Source organism: Janthinobacterium sp. UMAB-56 (assembly GCF_900095265.1).
Classification (GTDB): domain Bacteria; phylum Pseudomonadota; class Gammaproteobacteria; order Burkholderiales; family Burkholderiaceae_D; genus Janthinobacterium.
Genome location: NZ_LT607663.1, coordinates 15,341 through 41,466, shown reverse-complemented (window position 1 = coordinate 41,466; position 26,126 = coordinate 15,341). Strand labels below are relative to the sequence as shown.

At 63.4% G+C, this 26,126-nt stretch carries 27 protein-coding genes and 1 tRNA gene; 6 read left to right on the top strand and 22 right to left on the bottom strand.

The genetic code is table 11. The annotated features are described in order from the left end of the window. Window positions 1-34 precede the first annotated feature (34 nt). Together lipB and lipA are read left to right on the top strand one after the other, a co-directional pair. A complete protein-coding gene (gene lipB / locus K0F85_RS20430; protein ID WP_219117783.1) occupies window positions 35-739 on the top strand; it encodes a lipoyl(octanoyl) transferase LipB in 705 nt (234 codons plus the stop codon). A 37-nt stretch (window positions 740-776) separates the two neighbouring features. After that, window positions 777-1,784 (top strand): lipoyl synthase, encoded by a 1,008-nt coding sequence (gene lipA / locus K0F85_RS20425; RefSeq protein WP_215410192.1) that lies wholly within the window; start codon window positions 777-779, stop codon window positions 1,782-1,784. Window positions 1,785-1,929: 145 nt separating this feature from the next. Here lipA and K0F85_RS20420 read toward each other — a convergent pair whose 3' ends face one another. From K0F85_RS20420 to K0F85_RS20405, 4 genes are all read right to left on the bottom strand, one after another. Beyond that, window positions 1,930-4,083 carry a TonB-dependent receptor gene (locus tag K0F85_RS20420; protein WP_219117782.1) on the bottom strand — a complete coding sequence of 718 codons (2,154 nt, stop codon included), beginning with the start codon at window positions 4,081-4,083 and terminating at the stop codon, window positions 1,930-1,932. A gap of 91 nt (window positions 4,084-4,174) precedes the next feature. After that, window positions 4,175-4,519, bottom strand: coding sequence for a hypothetical protein (locus tag K0F85_RS20415; protein WP_219117781.1), 345 nt, complete (start codon window positions 4,517-4,519; stop codon window positions 4,175-4,177). Between the two features lie 67 nt (window positions 4,520-4,586). Further along, window positions 4,587-5,408: a helix-turn-helix transcriptional regulator gene (locus K0F85_RS20410; protein WP_219117780.1), complete on the bottom strand. Its 822-nt coding sequence runs from the start codon at window positions 5,406-5,408 to the stop codon at window positions 4,587-4,589. After that, the gene (locus K0F85_RS20405; protein ID WP_219117779.1) at window positions 5,398-5,952 is read right to left on the bottom strand and encodes a YbhB/YbcL family Raf kinase inhibitor-like protein; all 555 of its coding nucleotides are present in this window, start codon (window positions 5,950-5,952) and stop codon (window positions 5,398-5,400) included. Before K0F85_RS20405 ends, K0F85_RS20410 begins: the two co-directional genes overlap by 11 nt. Before the next feature lie 198 nt (window positions 5,953-6,150). Between K0F85_RS20405 and K0F85_RS20400 the strand changes: the two genes are divergently transcribed. Further along, on the top strand, window positions 6,151-7,308 hold the full coding sequence (locus K0F85_RS20400) for a PepSY domain-containing protein (protein ID WP_219117778.1): 1,158 nt from the start codon (window positions 6,151-6,153) through the stop codon (window positions 7,306-7,308). 90 nt (window positions 7,309-7,398) lie between these two features. Then, window positions 7,399-7,827, top strand: coding sequence for a PaaI family thioesterase (locus K0F85_RS20395; protein WP_219117777.1), 429 nt, complete (start codon window positions 7,399-7,401; stop codon window positions 7,825-7,827). On the opposite strand, the gene K0F85_RS20390 is transcribed toward K0F85_RS20395, so the two are convergent. From K0F85_RS20390 to K0F85_RS20360, 7 genes are all read right to left on the bottom strand, one after another. Then, complete coding sequence (locus K0F85_RS20390; protein ID WP_219117776.1) at window positions 7,824-8,519, bottom strand: anti-sigma factor domain-containing protein; 696 nt, start codon at window positions 8,517-8,519, stop codon at window positions 7,824-7,826. The two genes, K0F85_RS20395 and K0F85_RS20390, sit on opposite strands and share 4 nt — an antisense overlap. Next, window positions 8,516-9,106, bottom strand: a complete 591-nt coding sequence (locus K0F85_RS20385; protein ID WP_219117775.1) for a sigma-70 family RNA polymerase sigma factor — start codon at window positions 9,104-9,106, stop codon at window positions 8,516-8,518. The genes K0F85_RS20390 and K0F85_RS20385 overlap by 4 nt, the downstream gene beginning before the upstream one ends. Window positions 9,107-9,198: 92 nt before the next feature. Then, window positions 9,199-9,714 (bottom strand): peroxiredoxin, encoded by a 516-nt coding sequence (locus K0F85_RS20380; protein WP_219117774.1) that lies wholly within the window; start codon window positions 9,712-9,714, stop codon window positions 9,199-9,201. Window positions 9,715-9,784: 70 nt separating this feature from the next. Beyond that, window positions 9,785-10,459, bottom strand: coding sequence for a BON domain-containing protein (locus K0F85_RS20375; protein WP_219117773.1), 675 nt, complete (start codon window positions 10,457-10,459; stop codon window positions 9,785-9,787). Beyond that, on the bottom strand, window positions 10,452-11,048 hold the full coding sequence (locus K0F85_RS20370; RefSeq protein WP_034752465.1) for a phosphoheptose isomerase: 597 nt from the start codon (window positions 11,046-11,048) through the stop codon (window positions 10,452-10,454). The genes K0F85_RS20375 and K0F85_RS20370 overlap by 8 nt, the downstream gene beginning before the upstream one ends. 57 nt (window positions 11,049-11,105) lie before the next feature. Then, the gene (locus K0F85_RS20365; RefSeq protein ID WP_219117772.1) at window positions 11,106-11,465 is read right to left on the bottom strand and encodes a YraN family protein; all 360 of its coding nucleotides are present in this window, start codon (window positions 11,463-11,465) and stop codon (window positions 11,106-11,108) included. A 9-nt stretch (window positions 11,466-11,474) separates the two neighbouring features. Next, window positions 11,475-12,839 (bottom strand): penicillin-binding protein activator, encoded by a 1,365-nt coding sequence (locus K0F85_RS20360; protein WP_257572930.1) that lies wholly within the window; start codon window positions 12,837-12,839, stop codon window positions 11,475-11,477. A gap of 12 nt (window positions 12,840-12,851) precedes the next feature. On the opposite strand from K0F85_RS20360, the gene rsmI reads away from it, so the two are divergent. Beyond that, entirely contained in the window at window positions 12,852-13,760 is a 909-nt protein-coding gene (gene rsmI / locus K0F85_RS20355) for a 16S rRNA (cytidine(1402)-2'-O)-methyltransferase (RefSeq protein ID WP_219117771.1), read from the top strand. A 39-nt stretch (window positions 13,761-13,799) separates the two neighbouring features. Here the strand turns inward: rsmI and K0F85_RS20350 are convergent, their stop codons facing one another. Next, window positions 13,800-14,420: a hypothetical protein gene (locus tag K0F85_RS20350; RefSeq protein WP_219117770.1), complete on the bottom strand. Its 621-nt coding sequence runs from the start codon at window positions 14,418-14,420 to the stop codon at window positions 13,800-13,802. A gap of 178 nt (window positions 14,421-14,598) precedes the next feature. Between K0F85_RS20350 and K0F85_RS20345 the strand changes: the two genes are divergently transcribed. Then, a tRNA-Pro gene (locus K0F85_RS20345) sits at window positions 14,599-14,675 on the top strand. Between the two features lie 91 nt (window positions 14,676-14,766). On the opposite strand, the gene K0F85_RS20340 is transcribed toward K0F85_RS20345, so the two are convergent. From K0F85_RS20340 to K0F85_RS20295, 10 genes are all read right to left on the bottom strand, one after another. Continuing rightward, a complete protein-coding gene (locus K0F85_RS20340) occupies window positions 14,767-15,687 on the bottom strand; it encodes a hydroxymethylglutaryl-CoA lyase (RefSeq protein WP_219117769.1) in 921 nt (306 codons plus the stop codon). 1 nt (window position 15,688) lies between these two features. Beyond that, the gene (locus K0F85_RS20335) at window positions 15,689-16,621 is read right to left on the bottom strand and encodes a glyoxylate/hydroxypyruvate reductase A (RefSeq protein WP_219117768.1); all 933 of its coding nucleotides are present in this window, start codon (window positions 16,619-16,621) and stop codon (window positions 15,689-15,691) included. Window positions 16,622-16,632: 11 nt separating this feature from the next. Then, on the bottom strand, window positions 16,633-18,660 hold the full coding sequence (locus tag K0F85_RS20330; protein WP_219117767.1) for an acetyl/propionyl/methylcrotonyl-CoA carboxylase subunit alpha: 2,028 nt from the start codon (window positions 18,658-18,660) through the stop codon (window positions 16,633-16,635). A gap of 94 nt (window positions 18,661-18,754) precedes the next feature. Beyond that, window positions 18,755-19,801, bottom strand: a complete 1,047-nt coding sequence (bioB, locus tag K0F85_RS20325) for a biotin synthase BioB (RefSeq protein ID WP_219117766.1) — start codon at window positions 19,799-19,801, stop codon at window positions 18,755-18,757. A 32-nt stretch (window positions 19,802-19,833) separates the two neighbouring features. Then, entirely contained in the window at window positions 19,834-20,625 is a 792-nt protein-coding gene (bioD, locus tag K0F85_RS20320) for a dethiobiotin synthase (RefSeq protein WP_219117765.1), read from the bottom strand. Beyond that, window positions 20,615-21,811 (bottom strand): 8-amino-7-oxononanoate synthase, encoded by a 1,197-nt coding sequence (gene bioF / locus K0F85_RS20315; protein ID WP_219117764.1) that lies wholly within the window; start codon window positions 21,809-21,811, stop codon window positions 20,615-20,617. The genes bioD and bioF overlap by 11 nt, the downstream gene beginning before the upstream one ends. Window position 21,812: 1 nt before the next feature. Further along, window positions 21,813-23,141, bottom strand: coding sequence for an adenosylmethionine--8-amino-7-oxononanoate transaminase (gene bioA, locus K0F85_RS20310; protein WP_257572926.1), 1,329 nt, complete (start codon window positions 23,139-23,141; stop codon window positions 21,813-21,815). A gap of 19 nt (window positions 23,142-23,160) precedes the next feature. Then, window positions 23,161-23,949, bottom strand: coding sequence for an enoyl-CoA hydratase/isomerase family protein (locus K0F85_RS20305; protein ID WP_219117762.1), 789 nt, complete (start codon window positions 23,947-23,949; stop codon window positions 23,161-23,163). Between the two features lie 21 nt (window positions 23,950-23,970). Then, a complete protein-coding gene (locus tag K0F85_RS20300) occupies window positions 23,971-25,593 on the bottom strand; it encodes a carboxyl transferase domain-containing protein (RefSeq protein ID WP_219117761.1) in 1,623 nt (540 codons plus the stop codon). A gap of 40 nt (window positions 25,594-25,633) precedes the next feature. Continuing rightward, on the bottom strand, window positions 25,634-26,083 hold the full coding sequence (locus K0F85_RS20295; protein WP_219117760.1) for a YchJ family protein: 450 nt from the start codon (window positions 26,081-26,083) through the stop codon (window positions 25,634-25,636). Between the last annotated feature and the right edge of the window lie 43 nt (window positions 26,084-26,126).

Below are 26,126 nucleotides of genomic sequence, written 5' to 3'. Positions count from 1 at the left end.
ATCACGGCTTCGCCGCTTGAGCACTGAATCTGTCATGACCACCACCCGAACCGAAGTGGCGCTGATCCGCGAGCTGGGCCGCGTCGATTACGAGCCGACCTTTGCCGCCATGCGCGCCTTCACCGATGCGCGCACGACGGACACGCGCGACGAATTGTGGATCGTCGAGCATCCGCCCGTGTTCACGCTGGGCCTGGCGGCCGACCGCGGCCATTTGCTGGCCGGCGCAGAGAATGTGCCTGTGGTGCAGACGGACCGGGGCGGCGAAGTGACGTTCCACGGTCCCGGCCAGGTGGTGATTTATTTGTTGATGGATCTGCGCCGCAACAAGCCGGGCGGCAAGCTGTATGCGCGCCAGTTCGTGCATAAAATCGAGCAAGCCATCATCAACGTGCTGGCGGCGTATAATCTCGCTGGCGAGCGCATCGATGGCGCGCCTGGCATCTATATTGCCGGCGGGCCTAGCAAGGGTGCGAAGATCGCCGCGCTGGGCTTGAAAGTGCGCGGCAACGGCTGCACCTACCATGGCGTATCGCTCAACGTGGCGATGGACCTGGCGCCGTTTTCCTGGATTAACCCCTGCGGCTATTCCGGCCTGAAGACGGTGGACATGCGCAGCATGGGCGTCGTGGTGCCGCTGGCCGAAGTGCAGCGGGCCCTGGCCCACGAATTGACCGTATTACTCGATGTAAGCGAAGTAAACAGCGCCGCAGGCGCGCCTCAGGCAGCAGATGCCTGAGCAAACAAACCAACTCGCCCGACAAGGGCTTGCAGCCATGACTTCTGAGACCATTTCCAGCACCGCCCCCGCCGCTCCCGCCTACAACCCGAGCGAAAAGCAAAAAGGCGCCAGCAAGACGTCGCGCATCCCGATCAAGATCGTCCCGATCGAGCAGATCGAGCGCCTGAAAAAGCCGGACTGGATCCGCGTCAAGGCCGCGTCGGCATCGACGCGTTTCTATGAAATCAAGGACATCCTGCGCGAAAACAAGCTCGTGACCGTGTGCGAAGAAGCCAGCTGCCCGAATATCGGTGAATGCTTCGGCAAGGGTACGGCCACTTTCATGATCATGGGTGACAAGTGCACGCGCCGCTGCCCGTTCTGCGACGTCGGCCATGGCCGTCCTGATCCGCTGGACAAGGAAGAGCCGGCCAACCTGTCGAAAACCATCGCCAAGCTGCGCTTGAACTACGTCGTCATCACTTCCGTCGACCGCGATGACTTGCGCGACGGCGGTGCCGGCCACTTCGTCGAGTGCATCCAGCAAACGCGCGCCCTGTCGCCGAACACCCGCATCGAAGTGCTGGTGCCGGACTTCCGTGGCCGCCTGGAAAAAGCCCTGCTGTTGTTCAAGGATGGCTTGCCTGACGTGATGAATCACAACCTGGAAACGGCGCCGCGCCTGTACAAGGAAGCGCGCCCTGGTTCGGACTACCTGCATTCCTTGAAACTGCTGAAAGATTTCAAGGCCATGTACCCTGACGTGAAAACCAAGTCGGGCATCATGGTGGGCCTGGGCGAGACGGACGAGGAAATCCTGCAAGTCATGCGCGACATGCGCGAGCACGACATCGACATGCTGACCATCGGCCAATACCTGGCACCGTCGAACAGCCACTTGCCCGTGCGCCGCTACGTGCACCCGGACGTGTTCAAGATGTTCGAAGAGGAAGCGTATAAAATGGGCTTCACGCACGCCGCCGTGGGCGCCATGGTGCGCAGCTCGTACCACGCGGATGAACAGGCGCATAGCGCCGGCGTGGAATCGGCGCTGAATTTCTAAGCCCCTTGCGCCAGATCAAAGCCGCCCGCTGCAGAGCCGGGCGGCTTTTTTTTGCTACTTCGCGCCTAGTGGGACGATAGCTGAGTCCTGACGGCAACCGACAGCGGCAGGCGTTGCACCCTGCCGCCGTCTTCGCACGTAACGGTTAAAAGCTTGTCGACAGGCCCGCGTACAGGCTGCGGCGGGCGCCGTATTGCGGTGCCCCCACGCCCACGCCGGAACCGTCGCGCAGCAGATACGACTTGTCGAACAGGTTGATCAGGGCCAGCCGTCCTTCCACCTTGCCGACCGGCGTATTTTTCCACGTGTGCGTGAGCGCCGTATTGACAGTGAAGTAACTCGGCAAATGTCCGGAATTCGGCGCGCCGCCGTCCGGGGTCAAGCGCAGGCCGCTGCCATACAGGAAGTCAGCGCTCACTTGTGAATCGCCAAAGTGATAATGGCCACCACCGGACAGCGTGTACTTCTGGTCGTGATCGAGGTAGACATAGTGTTTACTGATGTAATTCAACTCATCGGCGCCAAACAGCGCCTGGCCCGAATTGATGTTGCGTCCCTGCGCCTTTTGCGTACTGGCGTTGAGGAACAGGCCCCAGTTTTTCTCGCTGTAGATGGCGGATAACTCCAGGCCCTTGGCGTAGCCGTCCGCATAGTTGAATGGCGTCAAGATCAATGCCTGGCCGAACTGGCCTTCGTCCAGCAGGTTATTAATTTTTTTATAATACACATCCGCCGTCACGGTCAGCTTTTGGCTGACTTGGTGGCTGATGCCCACGTCGTAGTAATGCGTGCGCTCGGCCTTGACGTTGTCCGACTGGCCAATTTCCGGCGCATTCGTCGTGTTCGCATACAGGTCGATGCTGCCCTGCGCCGCCAGTTCCTGCGGCGGTGGCGTGAAGTAGCGCGAATAGCCTGCGTGCAGGGCCGTGCCCGGCGCGATCTGGTACGCCAGATTGACGCGCGGGCTCCATTGCTGCTCGCTCGTGTAGGCCGAGACCTTGTCGAAGCGGGCGCCATAGTTGAGGGTCAGGGGTTTGCTGATATGCCATTCATCCTGCAGGTAAAAACTGGCCAGGGTGCCCGTCTTGCCGCTGTTGTCCAGCACCGTGATCGGCGTGCTGGAGGTTTGCGCGCCGTCCATGGCGGGGAAGACGGCCACCGTGTTGTCGCTCGTCGTTTTCTGGCGCGTGTAGGCCAGGCCCGCGCGCACGGTGTGGTCCTGGTGCAATTTGTAGCTGATGTCGAACTGGGCACCGGAGGCGCTGTTCGCGCGGCGCGAGTCCGAGGCCACGCCGTTGTAGATCAGGTCGCCAATGGCATCGGGCGTGAAGTGCAGTTCCGAATACTGGTGGAAGGCCGACACCTGGTAATTGACGTCGCCCAGGCTTTTTTGCAGCGACAGCACGAGGAAGCGGTTCACTTCGCGCTGGTTTTCATTCAGCTGCGACGATGGCAGGCTGGACGTGCCCGCCTGCGCATCGCTGTGGCCATCGAGCGAAAAGCCCGGCGCCTGGTTCGGATTGTTGGGAATCTGGAAGCGGCCGTTATAGGTGCCGAACATGGCGCCCAGGCGCGTGTTGTCATCGAGGAAATATGACAGGCTGCCGAACGATTTATTCTGGCGCGTCTTGTCGTGCAGGGCACTGCGCGTGTCTTGCGGGTTTTCCACGCCCAGGGAATTGCCCAGGTAGCTGCCGGACAGGTAGTAATTGAACTTGCCGACGCTGCCGAAAAATTCGGCACTCGGCTCCACATGGTCGTGGCTGCCGACCATGATGCCGATGCGCCCGCCTGGCGTGAGTCCCCCCTCCTTCGTTTCAATATCGACAATCCCGGCCGTACGCAGGCCGAACTGGGCCGGCAAGGCGCCCGTCATGAAATCCGTCTTGTCGATCAAGCGCGTGTCGATCGACTGGCCGAAACCGCTGATGCTTTCCGGTAGCTGCACGCCATTGATGCGGTATTGCACATTGGCATGGTCGTCGCGCACGTGCAGCGCACCGGAACCCTTCGAATCCTGCGATACGCCCGGCAAGCGCAGCAGCACTTCATTGAATGGCGTGTTGTCGCCCTGGCCCAGCATGTCGACCATGTGGCTGTCGATGCTGTAGATGGTGGTGCCGACTTTCGGCGACAGTTCGATGCGCGCGCTTTTCAAATGGGCGGACGTGACTTGCACTTTTTGCATGTCTTGCGGTGCAGCATCGGTGGCGGTGGTGGCTTCGGCGGCGTGGGCGGAAACAGTAAACAGGCTGGCAAGGGCGAGCGACAGCGCGCTCAAACGGGGAGTGTGTTGCATGGTAAACCTCAAAAATAGTCAACGCCAGGCGGCCCGGCGCGCATGAAAGCGCGGCAAGGGACAACCTGAAAAAGGAAAGACAGCGTGGGAACTACAGTGAGGCGGCAGGCGGGCCGCGCACAGGCGGCAGGGTGAGGGCGGCGACGGGTGCCAGGGTGGCGGGCGCGATGGCCAGCAAGCGGTAGGGCAGTAACTGGGCGGGCGGTTCGGTGATGGCCGGCGGCACGGCGATATCGGCCACCTTGTCGATGACCGTGGCGCACAGCGCGCACTCTTCCGCGTCGAGGGTCGTCTTGTGCAGGTGCGAGGCGGCCGTCGACAGCAGGAACACGAGGGCCAGCGCACTGAACAGCGCCACGCACAGGCGCCACGGCGTGCGCGCGAGGGCGGCGGCACCGTGATGAGCAAGCTTGCGGGTGGGCTGGCGGGAAGACATGGGCGCATAGTAGCAAGAAAATCGCCCTGCTGTCAGCGCTTGTTGCGTATTTTGCGCTAGCGCGAGCTTACAGGGTGGCGCGCAAGTCGCGTGGCGACAGGCCGTAGTGCTGGCGGAAGCGGGCCGCAAAGCGCGACGGCGAGGCGTAGCCGCAGGCGGCGGCGATGTCGCCGATGGGTAAGATGCCAGATTGCAATTCCTGCAAGGCCAGTCCCAGGCGCACGTCTTCCAGGATGGCACGGAAATGGCGCTGTTCCAGGGCCAGCTGGCGGCGCAGGGTGGAAGCGCCCAGGTGCAATTTTGATGCCACCATGGCAACGCTCCAGTCTGCGCCCGGGTCCAGCAACAGTACTTGCTGCACGCGCGCGGCCAGCGGATCGCGGCGGTCCAGCAGCAGCGGGCCGCAATGGCCGCCCAAGGCCAGGGCCAGCAGCAAGCCTTCGGCCTGGTGCGCCAGCAGCGCGGGCGGGCTGCCCGTGGCCAGGCTGGCCATCAGCTGGTCCCAGGCCAGCGCTGCGTGGGGATCGAGCGGTACGCACAGGCTGGCCGTAGCCGCCTGCTGCAGCTGGGTATCGACGAGGCCGCCATGGCGCGCACGGAAACGGGCGATGAGGGCTGGTGAAAAACTCAGCACTTCCGCCCGGTAGCCTTGCGCGCCGGGCAGGTTGGCCACGCCCAGTTCCTGGCCCGCCGGCATCAGCACCACGTCGCCCGTGCCGGCGCGCGCCTGGCGAGCGCCCCATTCCAGCAGTTTTGTTCCTAGCCGCACGCGGCACAGGGCGCTCTGGAAGACGGGCACGCGGCGCAGGGTTTGCGCGCGGCGCGCCTCGATGGTGCCGTGGGCGATGCGCAGTTCGCTCAGGGCAACCGCTTCCATTTCATCTGCCATACAGTCCCGTCAGCTGCGCCTTGCCCAGTGCATTGGCGTTGAGCATGTAGCCGAGCATGGCGCCGCTGGCCTGCTGGTCCAGTGGCAGCTTGTCCACGCTCAAGGCCCAGACCGTGAGCTGGTAGCGGTGCGGCTGGTCGCCGGGCGGCGGGCAGGCGCCGCCGTAGGAGTTGTCGCCGTAATCGTTGCGTCCTTGCACGGCGCCCGCTGGCAGGGTGCTGGCCGTGGCGCCGCCCGGCAAGGAAGTAGTGCTGGCGGGCACATTGAAGACGCTCCAGTGCCACCAGCCGCTACCGGTAGGCGCGTCCGGGTCGTACAGGGTGATGGCATAGCTTTTGGTACCGGCTGGCGCAGCGTGCCACGACAATTGCGGCGACTGGTTGCCACCCGTGCAGCCGAAGCCCTGGAACACTTGCGCGCTCGCCAGGGTCTGGCCGGGGGCGATGTCGGTGCTCGATACCGTGAAATCGGCGGCATGGGCGCCCAGGTGCAGCAGTGGGCTGAGCAGGCCCAGCGTGACGGCGAGGAAGCGGGAGGGGGTCATGGTTTTCCTTTCGGTAAGTATAGGCGAAAGTGTATGCCGTGCAACATAACCCCGCGATGCCGATGCGCTCGACCATGGTGCCGAAACGCTCGTCTCTACCGTATTCCAACGTCATCGTGAGCGTGTTATTTGCTGTGACGCCGATTGTGCCTGTCTTTCATGCTATCGTTCCGCAGCCCAAAATTTACCAGAGTTTCCATGTCGCAACGCCCCAGCAAATGGTTGATCAGCAAACTGCACTTGTACGCGGGCCTGTGGTTCGGCGCCCTGTTCGTCCTGCTGGGCTTGACGGGTTCCGCCATCGCCTGGATGCCGGAACTCGACGCGTATCTGAATCCAACCCTGCTGCAGGCGAGCACGCCCGCGCCCGGCCAGGCTTTCCAGGTCACGCCGCGCACCTTGCAAGCGGTGGTGGACGCTCTCTCGGCCGATCCCGTCTACGGCAAGCCCTCGCAACTCAATCCGCCCGCCGATGCGCGCGATGTGTACGTGGCCTCATACCGCCAGGCCGGCAAGCCGTCCCCCTTCCGCCAGGCCATCGTGCGCCAGGTGATGGTCGATCCTTACACCTTGCAAGTCAAAGGCGAGCGCGATTGGGGCCGTTTCGGCCTCACGCGCCCGCTGCTGATGTCCGGCATGTTTCATTTGCACCGCTATTTATTATCCGGCGAGGCAGGCAAGACCATCACCGGCATCTCCGGCGTGATGCTGTTGCTGATGGCCTTGAGCGGCATCTATCTGTGGTGGCCTCGCCTGCAATGGACGGCCATCCGGCGCGCCTTGACGGTGTCGCATGGCGGTTCCTGGCCGCGTTTCCACTATACGTTTCACAAGGCGGCGGGCTTTTTTGCCGCACCCGTGCTGGCCGTGATCGCCTTTTCCGGTATCTATTTCAATTTGCCGCAACTGGTCGTGCCCTTGGTGGGCCTGGTGTCGACGCTGCCCGATAGCGTCAAACTGAAGAATGTGCAGCAGGACGGCGCCGTGCTCGATGCCGGCCAGGCGATGGCCGCCGCGCAGCAGTTGTATCCGCAGGCGCGCGTCTCGCGCCTCGTGCTGCCGGCCAGGACGGACCAGCCGTATGACGTCCGGGTGCGCCAGCCTGGCGAAATCGCCCATGGCGACGGCGCCACGCGCCTGACGCTGGACGCGCGCAGCGGCATCGCCCTGCGCATCCGCGATCCGCTCACGGCCTCGTATGGCGAGCGCTTCCTGGGTTGGCAATTCCCCCTGCATTCGGGCCAGGCCTTTGGCGTGGCCGGGCGGGCTTTCATTACCGTCTTCGGATTGATGCCCTTGCTGTTCTTGCTGACGGGCACCCTGGTATGGTGGAAACGGCGGCGCAAGCGGAAATAGCGGGCCACCAAACGGCTGCGGGGAAAGTTGCTATCATCATAGTATTTTCCGGCAGATCCGCTGTCCGGACTCACCCGCACAAGGACCAGCATGAGCAATCCCGAGATCACCGTCGCGATGTTGAATGAACGCGGCACAGGCCGCCTGCCTGCCCACCTGGGCATCGTCATCACAGCCGTGGGCGACGGCCAGCTGACGGCGCAATTGCCCGTGCTGCCACACTTGCTGGCGCCGAACGGCTACCTGCATGCGGGCAGCGTGGTGACCCTGGCCGACACGGCTTGCGGCTATGGCTGCATCGTCAACTTGCCCGAAGGCGCGAGCAATTTCACCACCATCGAACTGAAATCGAACCATCTGGGCACGGCCCGCGAAGGCACGCTCATCTGCACCGCGAAAGTGGAGCACAAGGGCCGTAACACGCAAGTGTGGGATGCCGTGGTGAAAAGCAAGGAAACGGGCAAGACCATCGCCCTGTTTCGCTGCACGCAGATGATTCTGTATCCCAAACCAGCTTAAATTTTTACCCAGTTACCTTTGTACAAGATTGGCCCCGTCGGTCCGTTCGGATCGGGCGAACCGCCTTTCGGCTCCAGGGTGACGGCCAGCAAGGCCACGTCGTTGCCGATGGCGCGCCGGGACAACGCCAGTGTCACGTTACCCTTGTCTGCCAACAAGCCCAGCGAACGGGGGTTGCCGCTCTTCGGCACGGCCCACAGTTCCAGGTCGCGATCAGCAGGCACGGGCGCGTTGCCCACCATGCGTACCTCGAGCGCGCCGTGGCGGCTGTCGGCCGTCAGCAGCAGGGCTGTTTGCGCTTTCTCGTCCGTCAGGCTGGCCACATAGCTGATTTGCGGCGCATCCATCACGCGCGTGGCCACGACGATGACCAGCAAGGCGGCGATGGCGCTCGATGCCATGCCCAGCGAACGCCAGAACGACAGCGAATCGCGCCATAGCGACCAGCCGCCCTGCGGCGCCAGGTGCAGGCGCTGCTCGATCTGCTGCCACACGCGCTTGGGCGGCGCCACGGGCGTGGCAAATTCCGCCATCGGTTCCAAACGCTGGCGCCATTCCGCCGTGATATTGCGCAAATCGGCGTCGTTGTGCAGCCAGCCTTCGAAACGCCGCCGCGCACCGCCTTTCAGGGTGCCCAGCACGTATTCGGACGCCAGCTTCTGGCGCAGCACGTCATTGCTGCGGATATTCATGATGCCTCCCGTTTCGCCAGGCACGTGCGCAGCCGTTCCAGGCTGCGCCGTATCCAGGTCTTCACGGTGCCGATCGGCAGCGACATTTGCTGCGCCACTTCGCTGTGCGACAGGTCATGGTAGAACGCCAGGGCGACCACCTGCCGGTGCAGCCCTTCCAGGGCCGACATGCAAAACGCCAGCGCCTTGGCATCACCGCTCAGTTGCAGTGATTCGATGGGCGTGGCCTGGGGGTCTCGGAGTGCATTCATGACTTCGCTATCAAACTGTTCGGCATCGATTTCCACGGTATCGTCGCTGCGCCGCAGCACATCGAACGCCTTGTTGCGCACGATGGTGGCCATCCACGTCATCGGCGCCGCCAGATGGCTCTGGTAAGCGGCGGCGTTGTTCCAGATGGCGACGAACCCCTCTTGCAAGGCTTCTTCAGCGAGCTCTTGCTTATGCAATATACGCAGCGCGAAGCCAAACAGTTTCGATGAGGTGGAGTTATATAGTTGGCGGAACGCGGTGGCGTCCTTGTTGCCGGCGGCGAGCAGCCAGATTTTGAGTTGTTGCGGGTCGAGCGATTGAGCGGCAAGGGACACGGCTGGCCTTCACAAGGTGAATGGGATCACGCCTGGGAAGGTTATAACAACTTGGCAAGCTTTAGCAACAAGGTTTTGTGCGCTGTCTGGTCTTAGCCGGCGATGGCTGATTCGAGCAGCTTGTGCAATTCGGCAAATTCCGGCTTGCCTACGTAGCGCTTGAGGATCTTGCCCTGCTTGTCGAGCACGAAGGTGGTGGGCGTGAGGGCCACGTCGCCGTAGGCCTTGGCCGCTTCGCCCGTCACGTCGAGCGCCACCTTGAATGGCAGCTGGCGCGTTTCGGCGAAGTTCAGCACGTAGTTGGCCGGATCGTATTTCATGGCCACGGCCACGAATTCCAGGCCCTGCCCCTTGTACTTGTTGTAGGTGTCGACCATGTCCGGCATTTCCGCCACGCAAGTGGTGCACGAGGTAGCCCAGAAATTGACCATCACCACCTTGCCGCGCAGGCTGGCCGAGGTGATCTTCTCGCCATGGATGCCGTGGAACGTCACGTCCGGCGCGCTTTGCTTGTCATTCAGCGACAGATAGCCAGCCGCCGCCACGCCCGCCACGAAGACGGCGAGGAGGGTTGGCTTGATCCAGGATTTGGCAGTCGATGTTGACATAGTTTTCACACCAGATAACGTAACGATGGGGCCATTATAGCCCCATCGTTCTGTTCACGGCCCAGGGGGATTACTGTCCGACGGAGTTGTTGACGCGCGCTGGCGCCGGGTCCGGTTGCAATTGCTTCAGCTCCGCTTCCGAAATGTAGTCGAACAGCTTGACTACTTTCTGCACGCCGCCCACGCCGCGCGCCACGTCGGTCGCGACCGTGCCTTCGCGCTGGGTGACGCGCCCCATCAGGAAGACGGTGCCGTTCTCGGTGACGACCTTGAACGAGGCGGCCGAGATGGTTTTCATGTCCACCAGGCTGGCCTTGACCTTGGTGGTGATCAGCGCATCGTTCGAGCGCGAGGTGTAGCTGGCCGGGCCGGCGATGATCAATTCATTGGCCACCGATTCCACGCCTTCGATATTGCGCACTTCGCGCTCGACGGCATTTTTCATCGCGTCGTCGCGCACTTCGCCCGTCAGCAGGACGCGGCGGTTGAAGCTGGTGACATTCACATGGCCGGCATCGCCGACGAGGGAGGGGATGCGCGACTCGCCTTTGAGGGCGATCGACTTGTCTTCGGTCTGTGCGCCCAGGGTGCGGCGGTCTGCCGCGGCAACGCCGCCCATCACTGCGCCGCCGACCATCAGTTCGATGCAGCCGGTGAGCGAGGTGAGCATGGCGCCGCACAAGAGTGCGGTGGCCAGTGGGCGTTGTACGCGTTTCCAGCCTGGGCCAGTACCGAATTTAGTCATTCACGTCTCCTCCGAATAGCGCGACATCGATGCCGTCGCAGATGCAATGTATGGTGGTCAGATGGACTTCCTGGATACGCGCCGTGCGCTCGGCCGGCACGCAGATATGCACGTCGGCATCCGTCAGCATCTTGCCGATGGCGCCGCCGTCCTTGCCCGTCAGCGCCACGACGCGCATTTCGCGCTCGAGCGCCGCTTCCACGGCGGCCATCACGTTGGCCGAATTGCCCGACGTGGAGATGGCCAGCAGGATGTCGCCGGCCTGGCCGAAGGCCTGCACCTGCTTCGAGAAAATCTCGCGGTAGCTGTAGTCATTGGCCACGGCCGTCAGGATAGACGTATCCGTCGTCAGCGCCAGGGCCGGCAGCGGAAAGCGCTCGCGTTCGAAGCGCCCGACCAGCTCGGCCGCGAAATGCTGGCAGTCGGCGGCGGAACCGCCGTTGCCGCAGGCCAGGATCTTGTTGCCGTTGGACAATGCATAAAACATCAGGTCAATCGCCTGCGCAATGGGTTGCGCCAGTACGGTAGCGGCCTGGATCTTGAGTTCGGCACTTTCGTGGAAGTGCGAGAGGATGCGTTGATTATTCATAGTCTGCCGATTATAGTGCAGGCGCGCGGCATGGCGGACAAGCACTGTTAAAAATGCTTACATATCGAGGATGTTCTTCAGCCAACTGATGTGTCCGCCATCGATGGCCAGCGCGTCGAAGCGGCATGGCGGCAGCGTCTTTTGCCCCTGCAGCCAGGTTTGCGCGGCCAGCGCCATGCGCCGCTGCTTGGCTGGCGTGATGCTGGCCAGGGCGCCGCCGAAGGCGGCAGTGCTGCGTAAGCGCACCTCGACGAAAACGATGGAGGGGCCATCGCGCATGATCAGGTCCAGTTCGCCGCCCTTGCACAGATAGTTGCGTTCCAGCAGTACCAAGCCGTGCAGCAACAGATACGCGAGCGCATCGTCTTCCGCCTGCCGTCCCCGCGCCTGTGTATTCTGGAATGGCAGGGGCGGCATGGCGTGTTCTTATTGGGCCGGTGGCAAGGCGGCGGGCGTTGCTGCCGCAGCCGGTGGCCAGGTGCCCAGCACGCCCTGCTGATAGGTGGCGGCTTGTTCCGTGCGTTCGAACACGCTTTGATTCTCTTCGAAGCGCACGGCCAGGCGGCCCGTTACGCCATCGAGCGTGAACGGCGCGTTTGGCCGCAGCGCCACTTCGCGCGCCACGCGGAAGGCATCGATGCCCAGTGCGTACAGGCGCTCCATGTCGGCCGTCAGGCGGCCGTCGCCTGGCTGCTGCGGCTGTGGATACACCATCACTTGCGGATGCTCGCGCTGCACTTGCCATGGCAAGTCCAGCAGGCGCGCGCCGTCGAGCTCGGGACCGCTGGCGCCGCGCCCGGCGCCGGGATTCAGGGATGAAGTGCCATACAGTGGCAAGTCGCTGCCGATGGCCACGCGCAGCTGGCGCGCCTGGTCGGCGTCGAGCGCGGCAAACAGCAGGCCCGGAGGCGTCGCTGCCAGGCGCGCGCGTAGCTGCACCAGCTCGGCGTCGCTCAGGTAGCCATTCGTGGCCGTCAAGTCCATCGTCTCGATCTTGCCGCCCTGGCGCAGCCATTCCTGCTTGAAGGCGGCGCTGATGCGGCGCTGCGAGGGCGAACCGGCCGACAGGATCAGCGCGCTGGCGCCCGGCTGTTCGCTGGCGGCCCAGGCGGCGACCTGGCGTGCCTCCGCCTCGATCGACAGCCCCATCACCAGCAGCTTGGCCGGCAGGCGCGCGTCGCCGCGATTGTCCGGGTGGTTCAGGGCAATCGTCGGTTTGCGCACCAGGTCGCTATTTGCCACGGCCGTGACGGCCGAGCGCGACAAAGGGCCGACGACGATGTCCTGTTCCTCTTGCGCTTGGGCAAACTTGTTCAATACATCACTGCTGCCGTCGCCCGTGTCGATCACCGCCACTTCGAAGCCGCTGCGGTCGCGCTCGTATGCGGCCATGAAGCCGGCGCGCAGCAATTCGGCGGCCGGACCCAGGGAAGCCGAGCGCAGCGGCAGCAGCAGGCCGATGTGGTGGACCTTGCCATCGGCGGGCGCCGGCGCGGTGGCCGCTGGCATGTCCTGCGGCGTGCCTGTCGCCGGCCTGGTGGTGGTGGGCGCCAGCGGCGCGCCATTCCCGTCGTATGCGGTAATATCGGGCACGGCCACGGCAAACGTCACCGGTTCGGGCGGTTGCGGCTTGGGCGGCACGGGCGGCGGCAGCTTCGGTGGCGGCAGCGCCCTTGTGTTAGATTCAATAGGCGCGCACAATTGCCCGGGCGCGTCGCAAGGCGTGCTGCAAGCGCTCAGCATGCCGGTCGCGGCACAAACAAGCAGTAACTTCACACTATTAGCAAGCATTTAACCTCCAAAATGACCGTACAAGAAATCAGTTCCATCGCCAGCCTGCCCATCATGACAGAGGCGGCGCATCAGGTCTATCCTATCGCAACATTGTATATAGTGGCCACGCCAATCGGCAATGTGACCGATATCAGCCTGCGCGCGCTGCATTTGCTGAGCCTTGCCGACGCCGTTGCCTGTGAAGATACGCGCAACACGGCGCACCTGCTGACGCGCTTTGGCCTGAACAAGCCGTTGATTGCGGCGCATCAACATAATGAACGCGAAGTGGCGCAAACCCTGATCGCGCGCCTGCAGGCCGGCGAGCGCATCGCCCTCGTTTCCGACGCCGGCACGCCCGCCGTATCCGACCCGGGCGCGCGTATCGTCGACGCCGTGCGTGCGGCCGGCTTGCGCGTGCTGCCCCTGCCCGGCCCGTCGGCGGCCATCACGGCCATTTCTGCCAGCGGCTTATTGAATGACCAGTTTTACTTTGTCGGCTTCCTGCCGGCCAAGGCCAAGCAGCGTGAAAACATCTTGCACAGCCTGCGCGGCGTGACGGCCACCATGGTGTTCTATGAGGCGCCGCACCGCATCCTCGATTGCGCTACGGCCCTGGTGGAAGCGTTCGAGCCCACGCGCCAGGTGGTGTTCGCGCGCGAATTGACGAAAATGTTCGAGGAAATCCACCGCTGTCCCCTGTCGGAAGCGGAAAGCTGGATCCGTGCCGACGCGCACCGCGAAAAGGGCGAGTTCGTCGTCCTGCTGGAAGGCGCCACCGAAGCGCAGGACGCGGAAGACGTGGAAGCGGAACGCATCCTCAATATCCTGCTGGCCGAATGCAGCGTCAAGCAGGCGGCCAACCTGACGGCGCAAATCACGGGGCGCAAGAAAAACGCCCTGTATGAGCGGGCGCTGCAGTTGAAGGGGCAGGAATAACTTCTCCGGCACGCCCCAAATAGGCGCATTGTTAAATCATTACCACTTGCAGCCGCTATCCTTCTTGTCGAGCAACATCAGCACGGGCGCCAGCAAGCCTGCGCCGGCATAGGCGGTGCGGCAATCGCCGCGCTTGCCTTGTGCGATGTCGCGCGCCAACTGGGTTTCCGTTTGCAGCGGCTTGTCGGGAATTTGCCCCACGGCCGTGCCCACCTTGGACGGGTCGCGTTCGCCGGCCATCTTGCGCGCCGTCCTCCTGGCCGCTTCCATGTCGAACTTTGGCGTTTCTGGCGTGTAGGTGTCGGGACTGGCCGTCGGCGTGGCCGGTGATGCCGGCACGACAGTGATGGCTTGCGGGCTGGATGCTGGTGCTGTGGCCGCTGCTGGCGTTTCCCGGGCAGTGGCGAGTTTCGGCTTGCTGATGGGCTTGGGTTCGCGTTTCGGCTTGACCACCTCGACCGGCGGCGGTGGCGGCTTGGCGGCCAGCGGACGTATCCATACGGCGATCGATTCCACGCGCGGGGCCGTGTCTATCCGTGCGGCTGGCTGTACATGGCGCCACAGATAGATCAAGGCGCCATGCAGCAGCAAGGATACGCCGACGCCCAGCACGATGCTGCGGCCCTTCGGCATGGGCCGGCCACCGTCGCTTCTTTCCATACTGAAATCCATTGCCGTCGTCGCCTTCATGTCTGATCGGGAAAACTTGCGTAGTGAGTGTCGCATATTTCATGCATGTTGAAAAATACAGGCGTTCCTGTGCCGCGCGTAAATAATTTACACAGAGTTTCACCTGACCCTTGACCGAAGTCGATACGGCCTGTATTATCTTGGTCTTCGGAGTGTGGCGCAGCCCGGTAGCGCACCTGGTTTGGGACCAGGGGGTCCAAGGTTCGAATCCTTGTACTCCGACCAAATTTGTAGAAAAAAACCCAAGAGTTTCGGCTCTTGGGTTTTTTTTCGTCTGTAGCGCCTGTAGCAAAAAGGGGCCATCGGCCCCTTTTGTTTATGCGGCGCGTTTCGCCGCGATGGCGTTGCCGGCACGGCTGGAACCCTTGCGCCCCAGTTGCTGCGAGATGAACTGGCCCGCGTCCACCACCAGATCCAGGTCGATGCCGGTGGCAATGCCCAGTCCCTGCATCATGTACAGCACGTCCTCGGTGGCCACGTTGCCGGTGGCGCCCTTGGCGTAGGGACAGCCGCCCAGGCCGGAGACGGACGAGTGATAGATTGCAATCCCCGTTTCCAGGCTGGCGTAGATATTCGCCAGCGCCTGGCCATAGGTATCGTGGAAGTGGCCGGACAGGCCGCCCACGTGGAAAGCGGCGATGGCGCGCTGCATCACCGCCTGCGTTTTGCGCGGCGTGGCCACGCCGATGGTGTCGGCGATGTCGATCTCGTCGCAACCGAGGTCGCGCATGCGACCCACCACGTCGGCCACGGCGTCGAGCGGCACGTCACCCTGGTAGGGGCAGCCGAAGGCGCAGCTGATGCTGCCGCGCAGGCGCAGGCCGTGTTCCTTGGCCGCCTTCGCCACGCCTTCGAAGCGGGCGATCGATTCGGCAATCGAGCAATTGATGTTCTTTTGCGAGAACGCCTCGGAGGCAGAACCGAAGATCACTACTTCATCGGCCTGCGCCGCCAGCGCCGCCTCGAAACCCTGCATGTTCGGCGTCAGCGCCGAATACATCGTGCCGGGGCGGCGTGCGATTTTCTCCATCACTTCGGCGCTGGTGGCCATCTGCGGCACCCATTTTGGCGAGACGAAGGACGCCGCCTCGATATTGGCGAAGCCGGCCAGGGTCAGGCGGTTCACCAGCTCGATCTTGACGGCGGCGCTGATGGTTTCCTTCTCGTTTTGCAGGCCGTCGCGCGGGCCCACTTCGACGATCTTGACCTGTTTCGGCAAACTAGCTTGAGCATTCATTTCAATATCCTTGCAAACGGTTGACGATGCCGGCGACTGCTTCTCCGGCGTGCAGGCGGCGCATCTTGGCGGCGATCTGCGCCACGCTTTCGCGGCGCAGGGTGGCGGCCGAAATATGCGGCGTGATGGTGATGCGTGGTTCTTGCCAGAACGGGTGCTGTTGCGGCAGCGGCTCGTTGCGAAACACGTCGAGTGTCGCCCCGGCGATATGCCCGGAGCGGATCAGCGTCAGCAGATCCGGTTCGGCGAGATGCGCGCCGCGCGCCACGTTGATGACATAGGCGCCCGGCAGCAGCATGGACAGGCGCGTGCGGTCGAGCAGGTTGTGCGTCTCGGGCGTGAGCGGCAGCATGCACACCAGCACGCGCGTGCCGCGCAAGAATGCTTCGAGCCCCTCTTCGTCAGCGTAGCACTGCACGCCATCGATGTGTTTCTGGCTGCGGCTCCAGCCGCGCAAGGGGAATTCGAACTGTGCCAGCGCGCCCAGCACACGGGTGCCCAGCACGCCCAGGCCCAGCACGCCGACAGGAAAGTCCACCTTGTCGAAAGCGGGTAGCGGCTGCCAGATGCCGGCGCGGTTCTGCGCCTCGTAATCGTCGAAACGGCGGAAGTGGCGCAGCACGGCGTGGCTCACATATTCAGCCATCTGCACGCCCATGCCCGCGTCGTCCAGGCGTACCAGCGGCACGTGGGAAGGCAGCGCCTCGCCGAATTTCAAAAGCGCGTCGACGCCGGCGCCCGTGTTGAAGATGGCTTTCACGTGGGCCAGTTCGGGCAGCATGGCGGCGGGCGGCTGCCACACGACGGCGTAGTCGCACGGCGCCACCGTTTCCCCTTCGCGCCAGAAGGTCATTTCGGCCTCTGGCAGCAAGTCCTTGAAATCGGCGATCCACGCCGCTTCCTTGCCGTCCGAACGTTGTAACAGGATGCGCATCGTGGCTGCCTCTACGCGGCGGCCTTGAAGGCCAGCAGCGGCGCGCCATCGGCCACCTGGTCGCCGACCGCGTACAGCACGTCTTCCACCAGGCCGTCGTGCGGCGCGGCGATGGTGTGCTCCATCTTCATCGCTTCCATGATGACCAGAGGCTCGCCCTTTTTGACGTCCTGGCCTTTGTTGACCAGCACGGCAACGACCTTGCCCGGCATCGGCGCCGTCAGGCGCCCGCCTTCCGCTTCCACTTCACCCGCATGCGCCATCGGGTCGCTGTAATGCAGTGTGGTGTGCAAGCCATTGGTGAACACGTGGAACTGCTCGCCATCGCGCAGCACCGTGCCGTGCACGGCACGCTCGCCCAGCTTGATATGCAGCTCGTTGCCTTTGCGCGCCGTCAGGGTGAGTGGCTGGCCGTTGAACAGCCAGCCCTCCGTCTTGTAGGCGATGCGCGCGGCATAGGCCTTGCTGTCGCCGGCCAGCGCGAATTCATCGGCGAACGACAGGCTGCGTCCCAGGGTGCTGTTCAGACGCCAGCCCAGGGCATTGCCCCACGGGTCGGCGCGATTGGCCGATTGCGCTTCGGCGGCCGCTTTCTCTTCCAGCAGCAGGGCGACGGACGCCAGCGCCAGTGCGGTGTCGGGCGCCGCCTGCAGTGCGGGGAACAGCGTGTCTTGATTGCGCTCGATCAAACCCGTATCGAGGTCGGCGCTGGCAAATGCCTGGCCTTCGACCAGGCGTTTCAAAAAGGCGATATTGCTGGCCAGGCCGACGATCTGGTATTCGGCCAGCGCCTGCGTCATGCGCGCCAGCGCCTCGCGGCGGTCCGCGCCCCAGACGATCAGCTTGGCGATCATCGGGTCGTAGAATGGCGAAATCGCATCGCCTTCGCGCACGCCCGAATCGATGCGTACGGCAGCCGGAACCACCGTGCCACCCAGCTCGAACGTCACGGCCGATGGCGACTGCATGTGGCGCAAGGTGCCGATCGACGGCAAAAAGCCCTTTTCCGGATTTTCCGCGTAGATGCGTGCCTCGATGGCGTGGCCGTGAATCGTCAATTCATTCTGTTTTTTCGGCAGCGTTTCGCCAAAGGCGACGCGTAACTGCCATTCCACCAGGTCGGTGCCGGTGATCATTTCTGTCACCGGATGCTCCACCTGCAGGCGCGTGTTCATCTCCATGAAGTAGAACGAGCCATCCTGGTTGGCGATGAATTCCACCGTGCCCGCGCCCACGTAGCCGACGGCCTTGGCGGCGGCGACGGCCGCTTCGCCCATGGCGGCGCGGCGGTCAAACGACATGCCGGGCGCAGGCGCTTCTTCCAGCACCTTTTGATGACGGCGCTGTACCGAGCAATCGCGCTCAAACAGGTAGATGCAGTTGCCGAGCGTGTCGGCGAACACCTGGATTTCGATATGCCGCGGGCGCGACAGGTATTTTTCGGCCAGCACCTTGTCGTCGCCGAAAGAGCTGATCGCTTCGCGCTTGCACGAGGCCAGCGCAGCCTTGAAGTCGGCGCTGTTGTCGATGACGCGCATGCCCTTGCCGCCGCCGCCAGCCGACGCCTTCAGCAGGACGGGATAGCCGATCTTGTCGGCTTGGCCGTGCAGGAAGTCCGCATCCTGTTCTTCGCCGTGGTAGCCGGGCACCAGCGGCACGTTGGCTTTTTCCATCAGCGACTTGGCGGCCGACTTGGAGCCCATGGCGCGCATGGCGGATGCCGGCGGGCCGATGAAGACCAGGCCCGCTTGCGCGCAGGCGTCGGCGAAGTCGGCGTTTTCGGACAAAAAGCCGTAGCCGGGGTGGATCGCCTGCGCCCCTGTCGCCAGCGCCACGGCGATGATCTTGTCGCCGCACAAATAGCTTTCCTTGGCCGGCGCGGGGCCGATCAAGACGGCTTCGTCGCACACGGCGACGTGCTTGGCGTTGGCGTCCGCTTCCGAATACACGGCGACAGTCTGGATGCCCATGCGGCGCGCGGTGGCGGCGACACGGCAAGCGATTTCGCCGCGGTTGGCGATCAGGATTTTAGTGAACATGGTCTCTCTCTTTGCAGCTCGTGGCTGGAAGTTTTTTATCTGAGGTGTCGCGATGAAGGAATGCGCCCTGGTGGGGCGCATTCCGATGGCTGCATCAGCAGCCGCACTTCTCTTTCTGTACCGAGTCCAGCATGGCGCCGCGCGTTTGCAAGCCCAGTTTACCCAGCAGGGTGCGGTCGTCTTCCGCTTCCGGGTTGTCGGTGGTGAGCAGCTTGTCGCCGTAGAAGATGGAATTGGCGCCAGCCAGGAAGCACATGGCTTGCACGGCTTCGCCCATCTGGCGGCGACCGGCCGACAAACGCACGCGCGCCTTTGGCATGGTGATGCGGGCCACAGCGATCGTGCGCACGAATTCGAACGGGTCGAGCGCTTCCAGGCCAAACAAAGGCGTGCCTTCGACTTGCACCAGGTGGTTCACGGGCACCGATTCCGGATACGGATTCAGGTTTGCCAGCTGGGCGATCAGGCCCGCGCGTTGCAAGCGTGTTTCGCCCATGCCGACGATGCCGCCGCAGCACACTTTCAAGCCTGCTTCGCGCACTCGGCCCAAAGTATCGAGGCGGTCCTGGTATTCGCGCGTCGAGATGACGTTATCGTAGAACTCGGGCGCTGTGTCGAGGTTGTGGTTATAGAAGTCGAGGCCCGCATTTTTCAGGCGGTCGGCTTGTCCTTCTTCCAGCATGCCCAGGGTGGCGCAGGTTTCCAGGCCTAGCGCTTTCACTTTGCTGACCATTTCTTCGACTTTGTCCATGTCGCGGTCCTTCGGGCCGCGCCATGCTGCGCCCATGCAAAAGCGCGTGGCGCCATTGGCTTTTGCCTGGCGGGCCGCGTCAAGCACCGTGTCGATGTCGAGGATTTTCTTCGCTTCCACGCCCGTGTCGTAGCGGGCCGCCTGCGGGCAGTAGCCGCAGTCTTCCTCGCAGCCGCCTGTCTTGATCGACAACAGGGTCGCCAGTTCCACGTCGCCATCGGGGAAGTTGATGCGGTGCGTTTGCTGGGCCTTGAACATCAGGTCATTGAAAGGCAGGTCGAACAGGGCGAGTACATCGGCGACCGGCCAGGTGGCAGCCTCCGGCACGGTGATGCGCGCCGCAGGGCGGTGCAGTTCGACGGTTTTTGCTGCTTCTTGGACGTGAGACATGGTGATTCCTTCGCTTCTATTTTTGGATACGTTTAAGTGTTTGGATGCTGCGCCGGCCAGTTGGGCAAGCCGGTGAAATCGAGATACGCCGCCGCCGCTTCTGCGCTCGGTTGCGCCAGGCGCGGCACCTTGCCTAGCAGCGGCGCCGGGATGCGCTCGATCAGCGCATCGATATTTTCGTCGAGGAAGCGCATTTCCACTTCCAGGGTATTGGCAACCCAGCCGATCACCGTCAAGCCGCGCGCTTCGATGGCTTCCACCGTCAGCAAGGCCTGGCTGATGCAGCCCAGGCGCATGCCGACCACGAGGACCACGGGCAAATCGAGTTGCTGCGCCAGGTCGGCTGAATCAAAGCCGGGAGACAGCGGCACGCGGAAGCCGCCCACGCCTTCGACCACGACGGCGTCCGAGGCGGCGGCGATTTCCAGGTAGGCGGCCAGGATCGGCACCGATTCGATGCTGACGCCTTCGAGTGCGGCGGCGATGTGCGGCGCTGCCGGTTCCTTGAGCATGTAAGGCGTGGTCAGGCTGCGCAGCATGGTGACGTTGCCGGCGGCGATCAGGCTGTCGGCGTCTTCATTATGCAGTTCGCCGTCGCGCATCTCGGCGCCGGCGGCGACCGGTTTCATGCCGCAGGCGCGCACGCCGCGCGCGACCAGCGCATGCAGCAGGGCCGACGAGGTCAGGGTCTTGCCGATTTCCGTGTCGGTGCCGGTGACGAAACAGGCAAAGCGCGATGGCAGGCCGGCAATGGCTGGAGCCGGCTGCACGGCCGGTACCAGGTCCGCCAGCACTTCGGCCACGATGGGGTCATCAAGGCTCATGGCGAGTCCTTTCGAGGGTGTTGACTGCGTTGATCAATTGCGCCACTTCCTGCGCCGTGTGGCCGGCCGACAGGGTGACGCGCAGGCGCGCCGTGCCCACAGGGACGGTAGGTGGGCGGATCGCGCCGACCCACAGGCCTTGCTGGTACAGGGTGGCGGCGATATCCAGCATGTCCGCGTTGTCACCGATGATGACGGGCTGGATGGCACTCAATGACGGCAAGGCTTGCCAGTGCTGCAGCCGCAAGCCCTCGTTCCATTGCGCCACCAACGCCGCCAGGTGCACCCGACGTTGTTTTCCTTCGTCACCGGCGATGATGTCCAGGCTGGCCAGCAGCGCATGCGCCAGCGCCGGTGCCGCCGCCGTGGTGAAGATATAGGGGCGCGCCTTCTGGATCAGGGTTTCGATCACGGCTTCATGCGCGCAAACAAAGGCGCCGCCCACGCCAGCCGATTTGCCCAGGGTGCCCACGTACACCAGGAGCGGCGAATGCAGGTCGAAGTGTTCGAGTGCGCCACGGCCATTCTCGCCCAGGGCGCCGAAGCCATGCGCGTCGTCGACCACCAGCCAGGCGCCGTACTGCTCGCACAGGGCCAGCAACGCGGGCAGCGGCGCCAGGTCGCCATCCATGCTGAAGACGCTGTCGGTGACGACGATTTTGCTTGTCGCCGTGCTATCCGCCAGCAGGGCCGCCAAGGCATCGAGGTCGGCGTGCGGATACACGCGCGTTTTCACGCGTGCCAGGCGCGTGCCGTCGATCAGCGAAGCATGGTTCAGCGCTTCCGAGAAGATCTCGGCTTCGGCATCACCGGCGGCCAGGGCCGTCAGCACAGCTAAATTAGCCATGTAACCGGTGCAAAAATACAGGGCGCGCGCCTGTTCCAGGTTGGCGCCCACGAAATCGGCCAGGCGTTCTTCCAGCAGTGCGTGGGCGCGGCTATGGCCACTGATCAGGTGCGAAGCGCCGCTGCCGGCGCCATACAGGTCGGCGCCCTCTTTCAGCGCTGCCACGATGCGCGGATGCGACGCCAGGCCCAGGTAGTCATTGCTGCAAAAGGCCAGCATGTCGCGGCCATCGACCGTCAGGCGCGGCGCGCACGGCGTGTCGACGGTGCGGCGGCGGCGTATCAGGCTGCGCTCTTCCAGCCCTTGCAGTTGCTGTTGTAATCGCGCGATCAGCTCCATCTCAGGCTCCGATCACTTGGTTGAAGACGGCCAGCGTCTGCTGGCCCAGGCCCGCGATTTCCCCGTCGTCGAGGATGTACGGCGGCATCAGGTAGACGGTCGAGCCGATGGGACGCATCAAGAGTTCGTGTTCCAGCGCCGTGCCGAAGAAGCGGCGCGAAAAGTCGGGCGCCGCATCGATGGCGTCAAAGGCCCAGATCATGCCCTGCTGGCGGAAGTGTTTTACTTTTTCATGCTGTGCCAGCGGCGCCAGGGCGCGCGTGATCTTTTCGGCGCGTACCCGGTTGGCCACCAGTACATCGTCTTCCTCGAAAATCGACAAGGTCGCCAGCGCGGCGCGGCAGGCCAGCGGGTTGCCCGTGTACGAGTGCGAATGCAAGAAGCCGCGGCGTACGTCGGTGCTGTAGAAGGCTTGATAAATGTCTTCGCGCGTCATCACCAGCGATAAAGGCAGGTAGCCGCCGCTGATGCCCTTCGACAGGCAGACGAAGTCGGGCCAGATGCCGGCCTGTTCGCAGGCAAAGAAAGTGCCCGTACGCCCGCAGCCGACGGCGATTTCATCGAGGATCAGGTGTACCTGGTAGCGGTCGCACAGGGCGCGCACCAGCGACAGGTATAGCGGATCGTGCATGGCCATGCCGGTGGCGCACTGCACCAGCGGCTCGATGATGATGGCGGCGATTTTGTCGGCCTTCTGCTGGAACAGCCGTTCCACCTCAAAGGCCGCGCGGCGTGCCACTTCCTGGGCGGATTCGCCCTCGGCCGCCTGGCGGAAGTCGGGCGACATCACCGTCTGCGTGGCGCGCAGCAGGGGACCGTAGGCATCCTTGAACAGGGCGACATCGGTGACGGCCAGCGCGCCGATGGTTTCGCCGTGGTAGCTGCCCTTCAGACAGACGAATTCCTGTTTCTCGCTTTTGCCGCTGTTACGCCACGCATGAAAGCTCATTTTCAGGGCGATTTCCACGGCCGAGGCCCCGTCGGAGGCATAAAAGCTGTGACCGAGCACGCCACCCGTCAAGGCGGAGAGTTTTTCCGACAGTTCGATCACCGGTTCATGCGTAAAACCGGCCAGCATGGCGTGTTCCAGCCGGTCCAGTTGATCCTTGAGTTCCGCATTGATGCGCGGGTTGGCATGGCCGAACAGGTTCACCCACCAGGAGCTGATGGCGTCCAGGTAGCGTCGGCCTTCGTGGTCATACAGCCAGGCGCCGCGGCCGTGGCTGACGGGGATGAGCGGTACAGTCTCATGATGCTGCATCTGTGTGCAGGGGTGCCACACGCTGCGCAGACTGCGTTCGACCCAGCCCGATTGTTTTTCTGCTTTCAAAAATGCTCCAATGATATTGCTAGCCCATGAGCCAACTCGGCTTGCGCTTGTCGAGGAAGGATTGCACGCCTTCGCGTCCCTGCTCCGACGCGCGGATCTGCGCGATGCGCTCGGCGGTGTCCGCCAGCAGCGCGTCATCGACCGGCTGGCCGGCGATCTCGCGCACCAGCGTTTTCGCTTGCGCCACGGCGTGCGGGCTGTTGCCCGTCAGCGCTTTGAGCACGTCAAAGGTTTTCGCGTCCAGCGCGTCGCCAGCGACTACCTCGTGGGCAAAGCCGATGCGCAGCGCTTCCTGTGCGGAGAATCGCTCCGCGGTCAGGAAATAGCGGCGTGCCGCGTTTTCGCCCATGGCCTTGATGACATACGGTGAAATAGTGGCAGGGATCAGTCCCAGCCGCACTTCGCTCAGGCAGAAATGCACGTCTTCCGCAGCCAGAATGATATCGCATGCGGCGACCAGGCCCATGCCGCCCGCATAACAGTCGCCCTGGATCTTCGCCACCACGGGCTTGGGACACAGGTAAATCGTGCGCAGCATCTGCGCCAGCTGCAGCGCGTCGGCCTGGTTTTCGGCATGCGTGTAGCCGGCCATCTTCTTCATCCAGTGCAAGTCTGCGCCGGCGCAAAAGGCTGCGCCATTGGCCGCCAGCACGATGGCGCGCACCATCTCGCTGCGTCCCAGGCCCTCGAAGGCGCGCGCCAGCTCGGCGATCGTCGTCTCGTTGAAGGCGTTGCGCACATCGGGGCGGTTCAGGGTCACGGTGGCGACATTGCCCTCGATGACCAGCTTTAAGGTTTCAAATTCCATTCTCTTCTCCCTGAATGCCGCTTACATGCGGAATACGCCGAACTTCGTGTCCGGGATTTCCGCGTTCAAGGCGGCCGACAGGCCCAGGCCCAGTACCATGCGGGTGTCGGCCGGGTCGATCACGCCATCGTCCCACAGGCGCGCGGTGGCATAGTATGGGTGTCCCTGGTGTTCATATTGATCCTTGATCGGCTGCTTGAAGGTCGCTTCTTCTTCCGCGCTCCATGCGCCGCCCTTGCCCTCGATGCCGTCGCGCTTGACAGTGGCCAGCACGGAAGCTGCCTGGTCGCCGCCCATGACGGAAATGCGCGCATTCGGCCACATCCACATGAAACGTGGAGAGAAGGCGCGGCCGCACATGCCGTAATTGCCGGCGCCGAAGCTGCCGCCGATGATGACCGTGAATTTCGGCACGGCGGCCGTGGCGACGGCCGTGACCATCTTGGCGCCATTGCGGGCAATCCCCTCGTTTTCGTACTTGCGGCCCACCATGAAGCCCGTGATATTTTGCAGGAAGACGAGCGGGATCTTGCGCTGGCAGCACAATTCGATGAAATGCGTGCCTTTCAGGGCCGATTCGGAGAACAGAATGCCGTTGTTGGCGATGATGCCCACCTTGACGCCATAAATATGCGCGAAGCCGCAGATCAGGGTAGTGCCGTAGCGGGCCTTGAATTCGTCGAAATCGCTGCCGTCGACGATGCGCGCGATCACTTCGCGCACATCGAAGGGCTTGCGCGTGTCGACGGGGATCACGCCATACAGTTCCTGCGTCGGGTATTTGGGCTCGACGGACTCGCGCAAGGCCATCTGCTGCGGCTTGGTGCGGTTCAGGTTGGAGACGATGGTGCGCGCCAGCGACAGCGCGTGCAAATCATTCTGCGCCAGATGGTCGACCACGCCGGACAACCGCGTGTGCACGTCGCCGCCGCCCAGGTCTTCGGCCGTCACCACCTCACCGGTGGCCGCCTTGACCAGCGGAGGGCCGCCGAGGAAAATCGTGCCCTGCTCCTTGACGATGATCGATTCGTCGCTCATGGCCGGCACGTAGGCGCCGCCTGCCGTGCAAGAACCCATCACCACGGCGATTTGCGGGATACCCTTGGCCGACAGATTCGCCTGGTTGTAGAAGATGCGGCCGAAATGGTCGCGGTCGGGGAAGACGTCGTCCTGGTTCGGCAAGTTGGCGCCGCCCGAATCGACCAGATAAATGCAGGGCAAGTTGTTCTGGTCGGCGATTTCCTGGGCGCGCAAGTGCTTTTTCACCGTCATCGGGTAATAGGTGCCGCCCTTGACGGTGGCGTCGTTGCAGACGATGACGCATTCCTGGCCCGAGACCCTGCCGATGCCCGTGATGATGCCGGCGGAAGGCGCCGTATCGACGCCTTTGGCATCCTGGTACATGGCGTAGGCCGCCATCTGGGAAAACTCGAGGAAGGGCGTGCCGGGATCGAGCAGCATCTGCACGCGGTCGCGCGGTAGCAGTTTTCCGCGCGCCAGGTGCTTGGCGGCCGCCGCTTCGCCGCCGCCGGCCGCGATTTTCTCCACCTTGTCGCGCAAATCGTCGACGATGGCTTGCATGGCCGCGGCATTGGCCTTGAAATCTTCACTGCGCGGATTGAGTTTGCTTTCGATGTGCGGCATTGCGGTTCCTTTTTATGATCGCCCGGTCTCTCGGGTCGCGCTATTCGGGAAAACTGCCGTCGAGATAAAACCAGCGCAGCGCACCACCGCCCTCTTGCGCCTCGCGCACGAAGCGGCTCACTTCATGCAGGCGGTGCGCGCGGCCGTTGACCTTGTAGCGGGCCACGAATTCCACGCTGTCGCGGTTTGTCTCTTTGGCTTGATCTGCTGATACTGCTTTACGTTGACGTAAACGTAAAGCAGATTTTACCTCAAGTCCCAGCCAGTGGACTTTTTCTTCTTCGGCAAATAAAGCATCGCTGGGGCATGTGCTGACATGCCAGGTGGCGCGCAGGTATGGCTCATTGCGCAAGGTAAACGCCGTGTAGCGCGAGCGCATCAGGGCTTCGGCCGTGGGCGGCAAGGCGTCGCCCGCGATATACGGGCCGCAGCAACTGGCGTAGGAGGCGCCGCCACAGGGGCAGGCGGCAGAGTTTGACGGTGTGGACATGCGGCAGCAGACAGGGAACAGGAAAATTCCGCAATTATCCGCC